Origin of the sequence: Cupriavidus nantongensis (assembly GCF_041726985.1) — a bacterium.
Classification (GTDB): Bacteria; Pseudomonadota; Gammaproteobacteria; order Burkholderiales; family Burkholderiaceae; genus Cupriavidus; species Cupriavidus nantongensis_A.
In genome coordinates this window covers 1,662,826-1,678,288 of the sequence record NZ_CP168303.1, presented here as the reverse complement: position 1 = coordinate 1,678,288, position 15,463 = coordinate 1,662,826, and the positions used below count along the sequence as shown (strand labels likewise).

General features: G+C 65.7%; 13 protein-coding genes, 1 rRNA gene and 1 pseudogene. 12 read left to right on the top strand and 3 right to left on the bottom strand.

All coding sequences use genetic code 11. The annotated features are described in order from the left end of the window. Window position 1 precedes the first annotated feature (1 nt). The 5 genes from ACEI37_RS19015 (at window position 2) to ACEI37_RS18995 (ending at window position 5,372) form a co-directional block, all read left to right on the top strand. Window positions 2–1,174, top strand: a complete 1,173-nt coding sequence (locus ACEI37_RS19015; RefSeq protein ID WP_373380199.1) for an electron transfer flavoprotein subunit alpha/FixB family protein — start codon at window positions 2–4, stop codon at window positions 1,172–1,174. Next, window positions 1,171–1,956 (top strand): electron transfer flavoprotein subunit beta/FixA family protein, encoded by a 786-nt coding sequence (locus tag ACEI37_RS19010; protein WP_373380198.1) that lies wholly within the window; start codon window positions 1,171–1,173, stop codon window positions 1,954–1,956. Before ACEI37_RS19015 ends, ACEI37_RS19010 begins: the two co-directional genes overlap by 4 nt. 52 nt (window positions 1,957–2,008) lie before the next feature. Next, on the top strand, window positions 2,009–3,247 hold the full coding sequence (locus tag ACEI37_RS19005) for an SRPBCC family protein (protein WP_373380197.1): 1,239 nt from the start codon (window positions 2,009–2,011) through the stop codon (window positions 3,245–3,247). Between the two features lie 21 nt (window positions 3,248–3,268). Further along, on the top strand, window positions 3,269–4,417 hold the full coding sequence (locus tag ACEI37_RS19000; protein ID WP_373380196.1) for an FAD-binding oxidoreductase: 1,149 nt from the start codon (window positions 3,269–3,271) through the stop codon (window positions 4,415–4,417). Window positions 4,418–4,508: 91 nt separating this feature from the next. After that, complete coding sequence (locus ACEI37_RS18995; protein ID WP_373380195.1) at window positions 4,509–5,372, top strand: glycine betaine ABC transporter substrate-binding protein; 864 nt, start codon at window positions 4,509–4,511, stop codon at window positions 5,370–5,372. Between the two features lie 73 nt (window positions 5,373–5,445). On the opposite strand, the gene purU is transcribed toward ACEI37_RS18995, so the two are convergent. Beyond that, window positions 5,446–6,318 (bottom strand): formyltetrahydrofolate deformylase, encoded by an 873-nt coding sequence (gene purU, locus ACEI37_RS18990; protein WP_373380194.1) that lies wholly within the window; start codon window positions 6,316–6,318, stop codon window positions 5,446–5,448. 389 nt (window positions 6,319–6,707) lie between these two features. On the opposite strand from purU, the pseudogene ACEI37_RS18985 reads away from it, so the two are divergent. From ACEI37_RS18985 to ACEI37_RS18955, 7 genes and pseudogenes are all read left to right on the top strand, one after another. Beyond that, window positions 6,708–7,902, top strand: a pseudogene (locus ACEI37_RS18985) (glycine betaine/L-proline ABC transporter ATP-binding protein); the annotation flags it as partial. After that, the gene (gene choW, locus ACEI37_RS18980) at window positions 7,895–8,791 is read left to right on the top strand and encodes a choline ABC transporter permease subunit (RefSeq protein WP_373380193.1); all 897 of its coding nucleotides are present in this window, start codon (window positions 7,895–7,897) and stop codon (window positions 8,789–8,791) included. The pseudogene ACEI37_RS18985 and the gene choW, both read left to right, overlap by 8 nt. A 79-nt stretch (window positions 8,792–8,870) precedes the next feature. Next, complete coding sequence (locus ACEI37_RS18975; protein ID WP_373380192.1) at window positions 8,871–9,857, top strand: GlxA family transcriptional regulator; 987 nt, start codon at window positions 8,871–8,873, stop codon at window positions 9,855–9,857. Between the two features lie 81 nt (window positions 9,858–9,938). Further along, window positions 9,939–11,087, top strand: coding sequence for a branched-chain amino acid ABC transporter substrate-binding protein (locus ACEI37_RS18970; RefSeq protein WP_373380191.1), 1,149 nt, complete (start codon window positions 9,939–9,941; stop codon window positions 11,085–11,087). A 468-nt stretch (window positions 11,088–11,555) separates the two neighbouring features. Next, on the top strand, window positions 11,556–13,283 hold the full coding sequence (locus tag ACEI37_RS18965) for a galactose oxidase-like domain-containing protein (RefSeq protein ID WP_373380190.1): 1,728 nt from the start codon (window positions 11,556–11,558) through the stop codon (window positions 13,281–13,283). A gap of 72 nt (window positions 13,284–13,355) precedes the next feature. After that, window positions 13,356–13,895 (top strand): DUF4142 domain-containing protein, encoded by a 540-nt coding sequence (locus tag ACEI37_RS18960; protein ID WP_373380189.1) that lies wholly within the window; start codon window positions 13,356–13,358, stop codon window positions 13,893–13,895. A gap of 127 nt (window positions 13,896–14,022) precedes the next feature. Continuing rightward, on the top strand, window positions 14,023–14,700 hold the full coding sequence (locus ACEI37_RS18955) for an SOS response-associated peptidase family protein (protein ID WP_373380188.1): 678 nt from the start codon (window positions 14,023–14,025) through the stop codon (window positions 14,698–14,700). 5 nt (window positions 14,701–14,705) lie between these two features. Here the strand turns inward: ACEI37_RS18955 and ACEI37_RS18950 are convergent, their stop codons facing one another. Both ACEI37_RS18950 and rrf read right to left on the bottom strand, forming a co-directional pair. Then, on the bottom strand, window positions 14,706–14,960 hold the full coding sequence (locus ACEI37_RS18950) for an RNA-binding protein (protein ID WP_373380187.1): 255 nt from the start codon (window positions 14,958–14,960) through the stop codon (window positions 14,706–14,708). Between the two features lie 325 nt (window positions 14,961–15,285). Further along, a 5S ribosomal RNA gene (gene rrf / locus ACEI37_RS18945) occupies window positions 15,286–15,398 on the bottom strand. Window positions 15,399–15,463: the final 65 nt, after the last annotated feature.

The following is a 15,463-nucleotide window of genomic DNA, read 5'->3' as shown; positions in this document are numbered from 1 at the left end:
GATGGACACGATCAAACGAATCGATCCGCGCCGGCCGTTCATCATCACGGCGCCCGGGCTCAGGCGCATCACGCTGGGCGAGGCCGGCAGCGCGGACGCCGGCGCGGCGCACTGGCCCGCGCATGGCCATGGCGCGGCGGCAAAGCCGCGGCGCGCGGTGAGCGACGCGCGCTATGTGATGCTGGTGGCCGCGCACAGCGAACGCGGCGCGCTCGACGAGCATGCGCGCCAGGCGGTGGCCGCCGCGGCATTGCTGGCCGATGCGCAGACCGAGGTCGCGCTGCTGGTGTTCGGCGAGATGAAGGACGATGCCGCGGAGCTGGGCGCCGACAAGCTGATCGCGCTGCCCGAGTTCGACCGCCGCAGCTTCGCCCCCGAGGCGGAACTGCGCGCGCTGCAGGCCTGCGCCACCGCCCTGTCGGCCAGGCATGTCTTCATTCCCGACAACGCGGCCGGGGACGGCGACCTCGGCCGGCGCTATGCCGCGGCCGCGACGGAGGCCGGCGCCAGCGTCGCGACGCATGTGGTCGAGATCGATGCGCGCCATGTGGGGACGTATGCGCACGCCAGGCGTTCGTTCGCGACCCGGGCGCTGCCGGACGTGATCCTGCTGGCGCCCGGCGCGGTCGACGCGAAGCTGCCGTTCACCGGCGCCGGCGAGCGGCTCTCGCCCGACTTCCTGTTCGCAAAGGGAAGCAGCACGCACCTGTACCGCGACCTGGGCATCGAGGAGATCGATGCCGCCCGGGTCGCGCTGGAGGAGGCCGACTTCATCGTCGCGGCGGGCAACGGCGTGGCGGACATCGGTGCCTTCGAGCAGCTTGCAGGCGCGTTCGGTGCTGCCATCGCCGCCAGCCGGGTCGCCGTGGACAACGGGCATTTCAGCCGCGACAAGCAGGTGGGTGCCACCGGCAAGACGGTCGAGGCAAGCGTCTATATCGCTTTCGGCATCTCGGGCGCGGTGCAGCACCTGCAGGGCATTAAGGACTGCCGCCACGTGATCGCCGTCAACCTCGACGGCAGCGCGCCGATCGCCAAGCGCGCCAACCTGACCATCGTCGGCGACGCGCGCGAAACCATCGCCGAACTGATCGCGCTGGTGCAGGCGGCACGCCCCGCGCGCGGCCAGCCGGCCCCGGCGCGCCCCAGGGAACTCGCAGGAGTCGCAGCATGAACGCCCCCCGACAAGTGAAGCGCATCGCGGTGCTGGTCTCGATCGGCCGTCATCCGGTCAGCGGCGCGCCGCGCTACAGCCGCAACGACGCCGCCGCGCTGGAGCTGGCGCGCGGCCTGGCCGCCAGGCACGGCGCGCAACTGGCCGTGCTGCACGCGGGCGATGCCGCCGATACCGCCCTGGCCGACTACCTGGCGCTGGGCGCCGGCGAGATCGAGGTACTGGCGTGCGGCACCGGCGACGACGCGGCCCGCGTGCTGGCCGCGCACGTGAAGCACTACGACCTGGTGCTGACCGGCACCCGCGCCGAGGGCGCCTACGACACCGGCATGCTGCCGTACCGGCTTGCCGCGGTGCTCGGCCGCCCGCTGGTCGGCGCCGCGGTCGATATCGAGATCGAGGGCGGACGCGTCGCCGTGCGGCAGTTCCTGCCCAAGGGCCTGCGCCGGCGCGTCGATGCGGCGTTGCCCGCGGTGGTGGCGGTGCATCCGCTGGCGAACGCGCAACCGCGCTATGCCTACGCACGCCTGCGCGACGGCACCGTTCGCACCGCGCCGGCGGCGCGCTGCGCGGATCCCGACGCCGCCGCCTGGACGCTGGGTGCCGTCGAGCGCAAGCCGGTCAGGCTGGCGGCGGCCGAGAAGCGCTCCGGCCACGCCCGCATGCTGTCCGCGACCACTACCGAAAGCCGCGGCGGCAACGTCGTAAATGGTGGGACTTCGGTCGAAAAAGCACAAGTCATCCTCGCGTATTTACGCGAGCATCAACTCATCGACTACTGACATTGCCGGTCTGTCGGCAAACAACAGGGACGCAGGGAATCCGGAGCAAACGATGAACGTATCGGCAGACATTCGCGCGCTGGTGCAGCGGCGCAAGGCGGGCCACAGCCTCGAGGCGCCTTTCTACCTGAGCGACGAGATCTTCGCGCTCGACATGGAAGCCATCTTCCGCCAGCACTGGATCCAGGTGGCGGTCGAGCCCGACGTGCCCGAGCCGGGCGACTACGTCACCGTCGAGCTCGGCCAGGACTCGATCCTGATCGTGCGCGACGACGACATGCAGGTGCGCGCCTACCACAACGTGTGCCGCCATCGCGGCGCACGCCTGTGCAACGAGGACAAGGGCACGGTGGGCAATATCGTGTGCCCGTACCACAGCTGGACCTACAACCTGAGCGGCGAGCTGATGTTCGCCGAGCACATGGGCGAGAAGTTCGACCGCTGCAAGCACAGCCTGAAATCGGTCCACGTCGAGAACCTTGCCGGGCTGATCTTCATCTGCCTGGCCAAGGAGCCGCCCGACTTCGCGGCGATGCGCGCCGCCATGGAGCCGTACCTGCTGCCGCACGACCTGCCCAATACCAAGGTCGCGGCGCAGGTCGACATCATCGAGCAGGGCAACTGGAAGCTGACGATGGAGAACAACCGCGAGTGCTACCACTGCGTCGCCAACCATCCGGAGCTGACCATTTCGCTGTACGAGTACGGCTTCGGCTACCAGCGCTCGCCCGCCAACGCCGAGGGCATGGAGGCGTTCGAGCAGACCTGCCGCACGCGCGCCGAGGAATGGGAGGCGATGAAGCTGCCGTCGGCAGAGATCGAGCGGCTGCTGGAGACCACCGGCTTCCGTACCCAGCGCCTGCCGCTGGACCGCAGCGGCGAATCGCAGACGCTGGACGCGAAGGTGGCGTCGAAGAAGCTGCTGGGCCGGTTCGAGCAGGCCGACCTGGGCGGACTGTCGTTCTGGACCCAGCCGAATTCCTGGCATCACTTCATGAGCGACCACATCGTCACGTTCTCGGTGATCCCACTGTCGGCCGGCAAGACCCTGGTGCGCACCAAATGGCTGGTGCACAAGGACGCGCGCGAGGGCGTCGACTACGACGTGAAAAACCTCACCGCGGTCTGGAACGCGACCAACGATCAGGACCGCGCGCTGGTCGAGTACTCGCAGCGCGGCGCTGCCAGCAGCGCCTACGAGCCCGGCCCGTACTCGCCGTTCACGGAAGGCCTGGTGGAGAAGTTCTCGGCCTGGTACGTGCGCCGGCTCGCCGAACAGATCGGGGCCTGAGCGCCAGGAGGGGAGGTCGACATGATGCGCGATGCGGTGCAGTTTGAATCGGCAGACAGCCGGGTGACACGCCCGTCGTTCTGGAGCGCGCTTCCGGAGCGCTGGACCAGCGATGTGGAAGAAACGCTGGTGTGCTGCCACGTGCGGCAGGAAACGCACGATGTGAAGAGCTTTTTCTTCCGCTCGCCGCTGGGGCGCGCCTTCGTATTCGAACCCGGGCAGTTCGTCACGCTGGAGCTCGACATCGACGGCGAGACGATCAACCGCTGCTACACGATCTCGTCGTCGCCGGCGCGGCCGCACACGGTCTCGATCACGGTCAAGCGCGTGCCGGGCGGCAAGGTGTCGAACTGGCTGCACGACACCATGAAGCCGGGCACGCCGGTGCGCATGCTGGGGCCGGCCGGCGAGTTCACCTGTGCCCGGCATCCGGCGCACAAGTACCTGTTCCTGTCCGCCGGTTCGGGCATCACGCCGCTGATGTCGATGAGCCGCGCGCACCATGACCTGGCCGAGGACCGCGATATCGTCTTCGTGCACAGCGCGCGCACGCCCGACGACATCATCTTCGCGCGCGAGCTGGACCTGATCGCGTCGAACCACAGCAACTTCCGCACCGCGTTCGTGTGCGAGCGGGTCGGCACGCGCACCAACTGGCCGGGCGTCACCGGTTTCCTGTCGCTGCCGCTGCTGAAGCTGGTCGCGCCGGACTTCATGGAACGCGAGATCTTCACCTGCGGGCCCGCCCCGTACATGCAGGCGGTGCGCGCGCTGCTCGACGAAGCCGGCTTCGATCGCAGGCGCTACCACGAGGAGAGCTTCTCGTTCGAGACCCTGAACGCGGAGCCCGACGCCGGCGCAGCGGTGGAGGGTGGCGCGCCGGTGCCCGGCGGCCAGCCGGACACGGCGCAGTTCAACATCAGTTTCGCCAGAAGCGCCCGGGAGATCGCCTGCGGCGCGGCGCAGAACGTGCTCGACGCGGCGCGCCAGCAGGGCGTGCGGCTGGCGGCGTCGTGCACCCAGGGCATGTGCGGCACCTGCAAGGTGAAGCTGCTCAGCGGCCAGGTCGAGATGAAGCACAACGGCGGCATCCGCCAGCGCGAGATCGACCAGGGCATGGTGCTGCTGTGCTGCAGCAAGCCGCTATCGGACCTTGTGATCGACAAGTGAGGCAAGGGTTGTGCGGGACCCGGCGCCCACGGCGGCCGGCGCTTCGCATTCGGAAAGGGAGCGCCTCGGCGCCGATGACAGGAGCGTAGACATGAAACTTCTCACCAAATTATTCTTCACCAGTGCCGCGTCGGTGATGCTGACATGGAGCGCGCTCGCGCTCGGAGATACCAGGCCCACGCTGAAGATAGGCTACGTCGAGGGCTGGGACGACAGCGTTGCCACCACCAACGTGGCCGCCCGCATCATCGAGAAAAAGCTGGGCTATCCGGTGCAGCTGGTGCCGGTCGCTGCGGGCGTGATGTGGCAGGGCGTGGCGCGCGGTGACCTCGACGCGACCTTGTCGGCCTGGCTGCCGGTGACGCAGGGCGCCTACTGGGAGCAATTCAAGGGCAAGGTCGTCAACCTGGGCCCCAACTTCACCGAGGCCAGGATCGGCCTGATCGTGCCGGCATCGGTCAGCGCGAAGAGCATCGACGAACTGAACGCACAGAAGGCCTCGTTTGAAGGCCGCATCGTCGGCATCGATGCCGGCGCCGGCGTCATGCGCAAGGCATCGGAGGCGATCAAGAGCTATGGCCTCAGCTATACGCTGATGCCGAGCTCGGGCAGCGCGATGACGGTGGAACTGGCGCGCTCGATGAACACCAACAAGCCGGTGGTGGTGACCGGCTGGGCGCCGCACTGGATGTTCGCCAAGTGGAAGCTGCGCTTCCTCGACGATCCCAAGAAGGTGTTCGGGGATGCCGAGCATGTCGATAACGTCGTCAATCCCGGCCTCGAGACCAAGGCGAAGCCGGTGGTGGCCTTCCTGAAGAAATTCCAGTGGAAGCCGGGCGAGATCGACAGCGTGATGCTGGCAATCCAGAACGGCACCAAGCCGGAAGCGGCGGCCGACGCCTGGATCGCCGCGCATGGGGACCGCGTCAGCGCCTGGCTCGAGAACACGCAGTAATTCTGCCTGCCCCACGGTGGTGACGAGAACGCGGGCCACGATCGTGATGCGATCGTGGCCCGCTTCTTTGCGCTTACTGGAATACGACCGTGCGGTCGCCGTTCAGGAATACGCGCCGCTCGATAAACGCCTTCACCGCGCGCGCCAGCGTGATGCATTCCACGTCGCGGCCGACCGCGAGCAGCTGTTCCGGCCGGTACGAATGATCGACGCGCTCGACCACCTGCTCGATGATCGGGCCTTCGTCGAGGTCATCGGTGACGAAGTGCGCGGTCGCGCCGATCAGCTTGACGCCGCGCGCATGCGCCTGGTGATAGGGCCTGGCGCCCTTGAAGCCGGGCAGGAATGAATGGTGGATATTGATCGCGCGGTTGGCCAGCCTGGCGCTGGTTGCGGCCGAGAGCACCTGCATGTAGCGGGCCAGGATCACCAGCTCGGCGCCGCTCGATTCGAACACGTCGAGCCAGCGCGCTTCCTGCTCGGCCTTGGTCTCGGGCGTGATCGGGAAGTGCCGGAACGGCAGGCCGTGCTGGCGCGCCAGCGGCTCCAGGTCGGCATGGTTGGAGGCGATGCCGACAATATCCATCTTCAGCTCACCCATGCGCCAGCGGAACAGCAGGTCCGCCAGGCAATGCTCGAGCTTCGACACCATGATCAGCACGCGGGGACGGGCATGCGCATCGTGGATGGCCCATTGCATGCCGTAGCCCTGCGCGATCGGCGTGAATTCCTGCCGCAGCCGGCCGATATCCAGCGCCTGCGCATCGGTGGGATGGAACACGCAACGCAGGAAGAAGCGGTGACTAAGGTCGTCGTCGAAGACGGTCAGGGCGTCGATATAGCAGCGATGGCGCTCGAGCAGGCCGACGGTGGCGGCCACCTGGCCGGGAGCGCTAGGGCACGACAGCGTCAGGATGTGCTGTGGTGAAGGAGACTGCGCGTTCATGCGATTCCTCTGTGGGTTGACTGGCCGCGCACGCGGCGTGCGCGCACATGCCATGCGCCAAGTAGATCAGCCCATGCGGGCACCGGCTAGAACCGAAGCGCCGCGTGGCTGGTATCGGTGCGCCAAGCCGCGCGCCACGCTCGCTGGACGGGTGGCGCGGTTTGTGGATAGTCGCCGCCAAATTTGCCTTGCCGGATTGCCGTTGTCGCATTTGCGCAAGCGCTTGTCGGAATTCGTCGGCAGGGGAGGGCGTTTCTTGGCAACCATGTAGGGAATCGCGCAACGCAGATCGCGATGCGACGCCAAGGTTTGCCCAGGCATTCCACGGAGGAGGGCAGTAACGCGCCGCCAGCGCTTTCCCGGGATTGAAGGAAAGGTTGGCATGCCATATGACGAGTGAGTCCCGCAGGACCAGGAGAGGTTTCGATGGATAGTCCCAAGGTCGTGGTCGAAGGTCTGTGCAAGGTGTTTGGCAGCAATCCCAGGCAGGCCCTCGACATGCTCGCCGCCGGTGCGACGAAGGATGAGGTGTTCCGGCGCACCGGCCACGTGGTCGGCGTGCACAACGTGTCGTTCGACGTGAAGGAAGGCGAAATTTTCGTGCTGATGGGCCTGTCGGGCTCGGGCAAGTCGACGTTGATCCGTCTGGTCAACCGGCTGGTCGACCCGACCGCCGGCAAGGTGCTGATCGGCGGGCGCGATGTCGCCGCGGTCAGCCGCGGCGAGCTGATCGCGCTGCGCCGCAAGGACATGAGCATGGTGTTCCAGTCGTTCGCGCTGATGCCGCAGCGCAGCGTGCTATCCAATGCCGCATTCGGCCTCGAGGTCGCGGGCGTCGGCAAGAAAGAGCGGGAGCGCCGCGCCATGGAGGTGCTGGAGCAGGTCGGCCTGGCGACATTCGCGCAGAAGCTGCCGCGCGAACTGTCCGGCGGCATGCAACAGCGCGTCGGGCTGGCGCGCGCGCTGGCGGTCAATCCGTCGCTGATGATCATGGACGAGGCCTTCTCGGCCCTCGACCCGCTCAAGCGCAAGGAAATGCAGAACGTGCTGCTGCAGCTGCAGAAGGAGCACCGCCGCACCATCATGTTCGTCTCGCACGACCTGGAGGAGGCGCTGCGCATCGGCAGCCGGATCGCGATCATGGAAGGCGGCCGGCTGGTACAGGTGGGCACGCCGCACGAGATCATCGCCAACCCGGCCGACAACTACGTCCGCACCTTCTTCGACGGCATCGACACCAGCCGCTACCTGACGGCCGGCGACCTGATGCAGACCAACGCCGTGCCGACGCTGTCCAAGCTCGATGCGGCCAACATCGCCGCAACGCTGGACGGCAGCGAAGACTATGCCTTCGTGCTGGATGCGCAGCGCAAGCTGCGTGGCTTCGTCACGCGCGACGCCAACCAGAGCGTGCATCCCGTGGAAAGCATCCGGCTCAGCGCGTCGCTCGACCACGTCGTCGAGCGCGTGGTCGCGAACCCGAATGCGCTGCCGGTCGTCGACGACGACGGCTGCTACTGCGGCTCGGTCAGCCGCGCCGTCATCCTGAAAGCCATCACGCGCTCGCGAGGTAACCATGTCTGAACTCCTGCCCCTCGGCCGCTGGGTCGACCAATCCGTCCATTACCTGCTCGATCACGACGCCGCCACCTTCGACGCCATCGGCCGCGCCATCGGTGGCCTCGCGGAGCTGATCGAGCGCGGCCTGCAAGCCGTGCCGATGTGGCTGATGATGGCGATCTTCATCGGCATCGGGCTCTGGCGCGTGGGCTGGCGCTTCGCGCTCTTCACCGCGGCGTCGCTGTTCGTGATCTTCGCGACCGGCTTCTGGGACCAGACCATCATCACGCTGGGCCTGACGCTGTCGTCGACCATCATCAGCCTGCTGCTCGGCGTTCCGCTCGGCATCTGGGCGGCGAGAAGCAGGGTGGTTGCGGCCACCGTGCGTCCGGTGCTGGACCTGATGCAGACCATGCCCGCGTTCGTCTACCTGATCCCGGCCGCGATGCTGTTCGGCCTCGGCCGCGTGCCCGGCATCCTGGCAACGGTGATCTTTGCCATGCCGCCCGCGGTCCGGCTCACCTGCCTGGGCATCCGGCAGGTCAACATGGAAATCGTCGAAGCCGGCCACGCCTTCGGCTGCACGCCGTGGCAGCTGCTGTACAAGGTGCAGTTCCCGAATGCGCTGCCGTCGATCATGCAGGGCGTCAACCAGACCATCATGATGGCCTTGTCGATGGTGATCATCGCCTCGATGGTCGGCGCCGGCGGCCTGGGCAACGAGGTGCTTGCCAGCATCCAGCGGCTCGATATCGGCCTGGGCTTCGAAAGCGGTCTCTCGGTGGTGCTGCTGGCGATCATGCTCGATCGCATCACCGAAAGCTTTGGCCGCGCGCCGGGCGAGGCGAGGGCGCCGCTGTTCTCGGGGCTCAGGCAGTTGTTCGGCGCCAGGGCCACCACGGCGCAAGCGTGATTCGGCACTAGCCGCCAGCCGCCGGGACCTCGACCTCAGGGACGTTGCAGCCGTGCCAACCGACAGCATTTCCGCGCCAATGCCGTCCCACGAGTCCGCCGCGCCCGCCGCAGCGCTGGCGCCGCTCTCGCATTTCGGCTTCCTGACCCTGCCGGACTTCTCGATGATCGCGTTTTCCAGTGCGGTCGAAGTGCTGCGCATGGCCAACTACCTGGGGCGTGCCGAGCATTACACGTGGTCGATCTATTCGCCCGACGGCGAACCGGTGCAGGCGAGCAACGGCATCGTGGTCCGGCCCACCGGCACCCTCGACGCCGCCGCGCTGCCGGACGTCATCATCGTCTGCGGAGGCATCCGCATCCGCGATGCCGTTGACGAGCGCCTTCGTGCCATGCTGGCGAAGCTGGCCGCGCTGGCGATGCCGCTGGGCGCCATCTGCACCGGCGCCTACGCGCTGATGTCGAGCGGGCTGCTGGACGGCTACCGCTGCGCTGTGCATTGGGAGAGCCGGGCGTCGCTGCATGAAGAGTTTCCGCTGGTGCGTTTCGCCGACGAGCTCTTTGTCATCGACCGCGACCGGCTCACGTGCACGGGCGGCACGGCGCCCATCGACATGATGCTGCACCTCGTCGGCCTTCGCTTCGGCCGGCAGCTGGCCGCGCAGGTTTCGGAGCAGTTCATACTCGAGCGCATACGCGGCGCCACCGATGCGCAGCCGGTCCCGGTCAATGCGCGCGTCGGCCTGTCGCGGGCAGAGCTGGTCGAGGTAGTGCGGCTGATGGAGGCGAATATCGAGGAACCGCTGTCGCTCGACGAACTGGCGCGGCTGGTGCGGCTGTCGCAGCGGCACCTGCAGCGCATGTTCAAGTTCTATCTGAACGTGTCGCCGACGCATTACTACCTGACCCTGCGCCTGAAGCGCGCGCGCGACATGCTGCGCACCACCAATGCGTCGATCGCGCAGGTGACGGCAGTCTGCGGCTTTCAGTCGCCATGCCATTTCAGCAAGGCATACCGGGCGCAGTTCGGGCATGCGCCCAGCCACGAGCGCCGGCAGACGGGATGATTTCACCGTTAGAATCGGGCAGGGCGCATGCACCGGCCGCAGTCGCCATGCGCCGACGCACTCTGCCGCGGAAAGGAACCAATGACCGACTTTGCCAGAAGACTGCTGGTAGCGGGCCTCAACGCCATGCTGCTGGCCCTGGCATGCACCCATGCGCTTGGGCAGCAGGTGGTCAGGATCGGCGTGTCGGCGCCGCTTACCGGGCTCAACGCCGCCAACGGCAAGGACATCGAGAACGGTGTCCGCCTTGCTGTGGAGGAAGCCAATGCGCAGGCTATCCGGCTCGACGGACATGCCGTGCGCTTCGAACTTGCCACCGCCGATGACCAGAGCGACCCGCGCATCGGCGTCCAGCTGGCGCAGAAACTGGTGGACGATGGCGTGGCCGCCGTGATCGGGTATTACAACTCGGGCGTCGCACTACCGGCCGGGCCGGTTTTCGCCCGGGCCGGGATCCCGGTGATTCATCCAGCGGCGACCAATCCGGCCATCACGCGGCAGGGCCTGGGAACGGTCTTCCGCGTCATTCCAACCGACGCGCAAAACTCCGGCAACGCGGGCAAGTACGTGGTCAAGGCGATGCAGGCCCACCGCATTGCCGTGATGGACGACCGCACCGCGTTCGGCCACGGTGCGGTGGACGAGTTCAGGAAGGCCGTCGTCGCCGCGGGCGGGAAGATCGCGATCGCGGAATATGCCAACGACAAGACCGTCGAGTTCAGTGCCCAGCTCACCAACATCCGCGCCGCAAACGCCGACGTGCTCTTCTTCGCCGGACTGGACAACCAGGCGGCATTGATCACGAAGCGCATGCGCGAACTCGGCATGCGCACCCAGTTCGTCGGCAGCGGCGGCATCGCCGACAGCATCTTCCTGAAGATCGCCGGGCCCGCCGCGGAAGGCGCCATGGCATGGGAGTATGGACGTCCGCTCGACAGCCTGCCGCAAGGCAGGGCCTTCCTACAGAAGTTCAGGAAACGCTTCGGCAGCGACGCCCTGAGCTATGCGCCGTTTGCCTACGATGCCACCTGGGTGGCCATCCTCGCAATGAAAGACGCCGGCTCCGCGAAACCTGCCAAGTACGTGCCGACGGTGCGCGCCACGCAGTACGAGGGCGTCACCGGAAAAATCGCCTTCGATGCCAACGGCGACCTGAAGCATCCGGCATCAACGCTGTACCAGGTCAAAGGCGGCCGCTGGACCGTGGTCACGACGATCGCGGGCGAGTGACGCGCGCCAGACCGCCAGGCCATGGTCGACCACGGCCTGAATCACCTTGAGCCGATCGAGTTCGCGCATCGTCATCGTGATGGTCTCGGGCTTGCGCATCGCGGCCTCCAGTCTCGGATGGACGGAAAGGCGCCAGCATGCCAGCCTTGGCAACGGGGTACGACATTTCTATTTGGCTCAAGTACGACATTAGAAAAAACGGCCAACAGCTGTTGTTCGCATAATGTATATTATGTTAAATCACATATAGCCAGCACCTGCCGATCCACCCAGCGCCCCCAACGCTGCTTGAGCAAAATGCAAGCCCCCAATCGCATGCCTTCCGTGCGCCAGCCCACATTGCCTCGCTGCTTGCCACCCTAAGCTAGAAAAGTCCGGTGGGAATGCCTTTGCGGCATTCCACCGTGAGCTTCGCCGCGCGGAACTCCCGCATTCCAGGCAACGCTGTCACCGCAGGAGGTGATGCAAATGCGTCAACGCATGATTTTCCGGAAAACCGTGTGGGCGTCAGTGGTTGGCTTTTTCCTGCTGGCCCTGTCGGTTCACGCAGCTCCCCCCGTCAGTTTCGACAATGACGCCTGCAACAACCCTTCCGCGGAAGCCAGGCTGAGGCAGCGAGAAAATGCCGTGCTCGGTCCGGCCCATGCCGAGTCGCATGCCAGGGCGCGTGCCAAACAATGTCGCGTGGCAGCCGGGCTGGACCGGGTTGCCACGCCGGATGATCAGGTGCTGGCAGCAGCCAGAGCCCAGGCCACCAATACGGCTGGCCAATGGAGCGAGCCATTCGTCATCCCGGTAGTCGGCATCACTGCGGTATTGCTGCATACAGGCAAGGTGCTGTTCTGGTCGTACGAGCCGACCCAATACCATAATCCTGCAGCATCGAACACCGGTGTCGCCTATGTCTGGGATCCTGTGACACGCACGGGCCATCCCATTACGCCTCCCGAGAACATCTGGTGTGCCGGCCAGACGATATTGAGCGACGGCAGGGTTTTCATTGCCGGTGGCAATCTGCGCTACCCGGATCCGAATGCGCCAGAGGGACAGCAGAACTTCCAGGGGGCCCTGAGCAGCTATACCTTCAATCCGCTCAGCGAGACCTGGACCACACAACCGAATATGTCGGTCGGCCGCTGGTATCCGACGGTGACCAAGCTGGCAGACAACCGGGTGGTGATTACCAGCGGTCTCGATGAAACGGGATCCGGAAATACCACGTCGGTGGTCGAGTTGTTCACCCCTGCCGCGGGCATGGACAGCGTTGGCACGATGAGCACGATTTCGCTCCACCACCCCTCCGGCATGTACCCGTTCCAATATCTGCTGGGTTCGGGCCAGATGATGCAGGCCGGGCCGGCCTTCTACAATACCGTGCTGCTGACGCCCGGCACCTGGTCATGGAGCAGCATTCCGAACATGCTGAGTTCGCACTATGAGTACGCCAGCGGCGTTCTCTATACCGATGCCTCGGTCACGCCCGCCAAGCAGGTCGTGATGATCGCGGGCGGTGCCGAAGGTGACAGCGCCTTCCGCAACAACGAATGGTTCGATGTCGGCAACCCCAACGCCGGGTGGAGACAGTTTCCGCAATGGCTGCAGCCTCGCCATAACGCCAATACCGTGATCCTGCCGGATGGCACGCTGTTTACGGTAGGCGGAAATGCGGCCAGCAATGGTTATGACAACCCGCATTTCGACAGCGAGCTTTACAACAAGCCGGCCGGCGATCCGACCGGGACCTGGATTTCGATGAGTCCGAACACCATCCAGGCGGGCTACCACTCCAGTGCCATTCTGTTGCCTGACGCCACCGTCCTGCTGTCCCAGGACGATATGAATCCCCTCGCCGCCAGCACGCACCAGGCCCAGGTGTATTCGCCACCGTACCTGTTCAAGGGCGCGCGCCCCAATATCACCAGCGCACCCGGTACATTGAGCCTGGGACAAACCTTTACCGTTGGCTCCAGCACCCCCAATGTTTCCAGCGTTGCCCTGGTGGCGCCGGGGGCTGTGACCCACGCCAACGACATGCACCAGCGCTATATCAAATTGCGCCATACCAAACAGGGCGCGAAGAACCTGCGCGTCACCCTGCCCGCCTCCAGTTCGCTGGTGCCGCCCGGCTACTACATGCTGTTTATCATCGACTCGCAGGGGGTGCCTTCGGTCGCCAAATTTGTCCGGGTCTCCTGAGGCCGGATATTGCACGGCATGGCGGCATGATTGTTGCAAGGCCGGGTATGGTTGCCCGTTCAGGAGACAGTCATGCCATTCGATGCACGCCAGCCCGGCCGCCCTGGGCGCCATGCCAAATACGCGCTTGCGGCGATATTGCTTTGCCTGACAACCGGCCTGTACGCCGCGCCGCCCGCCGGCGACGTGGATTTCATGAACAAGGCTGCGCAGGCGGGCCAGATGGAAATCGATGCCAGCAAGCTGGCCGAGACCAAGGCCACCAGCGGCACGGTCAAGCGTTTTGCCGGGCAGATGCTGCAGGACCACCGCGCCGCGGCGGAAGACCTGAAGCGGTTGGCCAACGCCAAGGGTGTGCAATTGCCGACCACCCCGAGTCCCGCTGATCAGAAGAAGCTGGAAGCCATGGGCGCACTGCAGGGTGCAAGCTTCGACAAGCAATACGCTGACGAAGTCGGCGTCAAGGCGCACAACGACGCGGTGGCGCTGTTCCGCAAGGCCGCAAGCGACGCGCGCGACAACGATGTACGGGATTTTGCAAAGAAGACCTTGCCGACGCTCGAGCACCATCTGGAATCGGCCAGGAAAATGGCGTCGGAGGTATCGCGATAGCTGCTAGCAATGCTGGTCAGCCGGAGAGACGCCTACCCTTCCCTTCGCACCGCCACTCGGACAGGTGTAGCGAATAACGGCTGACCGTGCCTGCGACACGGCATCTGACGTCAGGGGAGGCAATATCGTGTGTACCAATTTCACCGCAGTGACCGGCCCGGTGCTGCGCGATGTTTTCGGGGTCGAGCCACCGCCAGGAACATGGAAGCCGGAAATATGGCCCGGCGATGCTGCGCCGATCGTGCGTGTGGATGCCCGTGGCCGCCGCGAATGTTTGCTGGCTACTTTTGGCCTCGTGCCGCGCTCGCGCCACGTCCACGGCGCCCGGGATTTTGAAACCATGAATGTCCGCGCCGAGTGCGTCGGCGACAAGCGCGGTTCGTGCAGCGCGTGGCACCGTACCCAGTTGTGCCTGGTGCCGGCGATGGCCATTTACGAACCCTGCTACGTCGCCGGCCAGGGCTGGATCCGGTACCGGATCTGGCTACCGGACGAGCCGGCGCTCGGCATTGCCGGGCTGTGGAAGCAATGGCCGGACGGAAGCTATTCCTTCGCCATGTTCACGGTGGGCGCGCCGGGCCATGCAGTGATGAAGCTGATGCACGCCCCCGGCAAGGAAAAACGGGCGGTCGTGATGATTCCGCACCTGCAGTGGGGTGCATGGCTCGCATGCCGGGATCCTGAACTGGCGCGAAGCTTCATGGCGCTCTACCCGGCCGATAAGATGATGGCGGTTCCTGCCCCGCTTACACCCCAACCCGCCGAGGAATCCGGCACGGCCGGCGTGGGCGCGCCAGGCCAGTAGGCGGCTCAGGCAAAACGGTCATGCAGGATGGAAGCGCTCAGCTGGCGCTTCTTCCAGTACATATGGTCGATGCGCTGCTGAAGCTTGCCGAGCACCGCCGGATCCAGCGTTTCATAAGTCAGCAGCACGGCCGGGTGCGAGCCGTCGCCGTCCTCATGCTCCAGGCTGTCGAATGGCGGGAAACCGTATTTTTCCAGGAACGCCTGGATCTCCTCGTCAGAGGTGTCGGGTGCGATATTGCTGAGCAGCAGGCGGCTCATTTTCTCTCCCTTGCGAGGGTGAAGGCGGTCGAGTGCCTTATTTGAGGTTAGCACCTAGGCACCATCCCTGCAGGCCCCAATCCATGCCTCACCGCAGGCCCGCTGCCAGCCTCGCATATTGCACCGACCACGATTTGCACGAATTCCTGTACCGGGACCGGCAGAGCTTGCAAATACTCCATGCCGACACGGCAGCGCGTGCGTTCTCCCCTCGCTGGGCGGCGCCGGCAGCATCCTCTGGAATGCCGCGCTGCCCCCCGGCTTCGCCGCGCCAAAGCAAAAACCCCTCGCAGCACACGCTGTCGAGGGGTTTTGCAGTATAAGAGCCTGGCGATGACCTACTTTCACACGGGAATCCGCACTATCATCGGCGCGGAGCTGTTTCACGGTCCTGTTCGGGATGGGAAGGGGTGGTTCCAGCTCGCTATGGTCACCAGGCATGAGGGGTTGTGGCGCTGTCTGTGGACAGCGTCACGAATCGGGATGTAGTGTTGGTTGTGCGT

Coding starts and splice junctions, on each gene's coding strand:
- choW (WP_373380193.1), top strand. CDS start 7,895: ATGTCTGAACTCCTGCCCCTCGGCCGCTGGGTCGACCAATCCGTCCAT.
- ACEI37_RS18950 (WP_373380187.1), bottom strand. CDS start 14,960: ATGAGCCGCCTGCTGCTCAGCAATATCGCACCCGACACCTCTGACGAG.
- ACEI37_RS18960 (WP_373380189.1), top strand. CDS start 13,356: ATGCCATTCGATGCACGCCAGCCCGGCCGCCCTGGGCGCCATGCCAAA.
- ACEI37_RS18975 (WP_373380192.1), top strand. CDS start 8,871: ATGCCGTCCCACGAGTCCGCCGCGCCCGCCGCAGCGCTGGCGCCGCTC.
- ACEI37_RS19005 (WP_373380197.1), top strand. CDS start 2,009: ATGAACGTATCGGCAGACATTCGCGCGCTGGTGCAGCGGCGCAAGGCG.
- ACEI37_RS19000 (WP_373380196.1), top strand. CDS start 3,269: ATGATGCGCGATGCGGTGCAGTTTGAATCGGCAGACAGCCGGGTGACA.
- ACEI37_RS19015 (WP_373380199.1), top strand. CDS start 2: ATGGACACGATCAAACGAATCGATCCGCGCCGGCCGTTCATCATCACG.
- ACEI37_RS18970 (WP_373380191.1), top strand. CDS start 9,939: ATGACCGACTTTGCCAGAAGACTGCTGGTAGCGGGCCTCAACGCCATG.
- ACEI37_RS18995 (WP_373380195.1), top strand. CDS start 4,509: ATGAAACTTCTCACCAAATTATTCTTCACCAGTGCCGCGTCGGTGATG.
- ACEI37_RS18965 (WP_373380190.1), top strand. CDS start 11,556: ATGCGTCAACGCATGATTTTCCGGAAAACCGTGTGGGCGTCAGTGGTT.
- purU (WP_373380194.1), bottom strand. CDS start 6,318: ATGAACGCGCAGTCTCCTTCACCACAGCACATCCTGACGCTGTCGTGC.
- ACEI37_RS19010 (WP_373380198.1), top strand. CDS start 1,171: ATGAACGCCCCCCGACAAGTGAAGCGCATCGCGGTGCTGGTCTCGATC.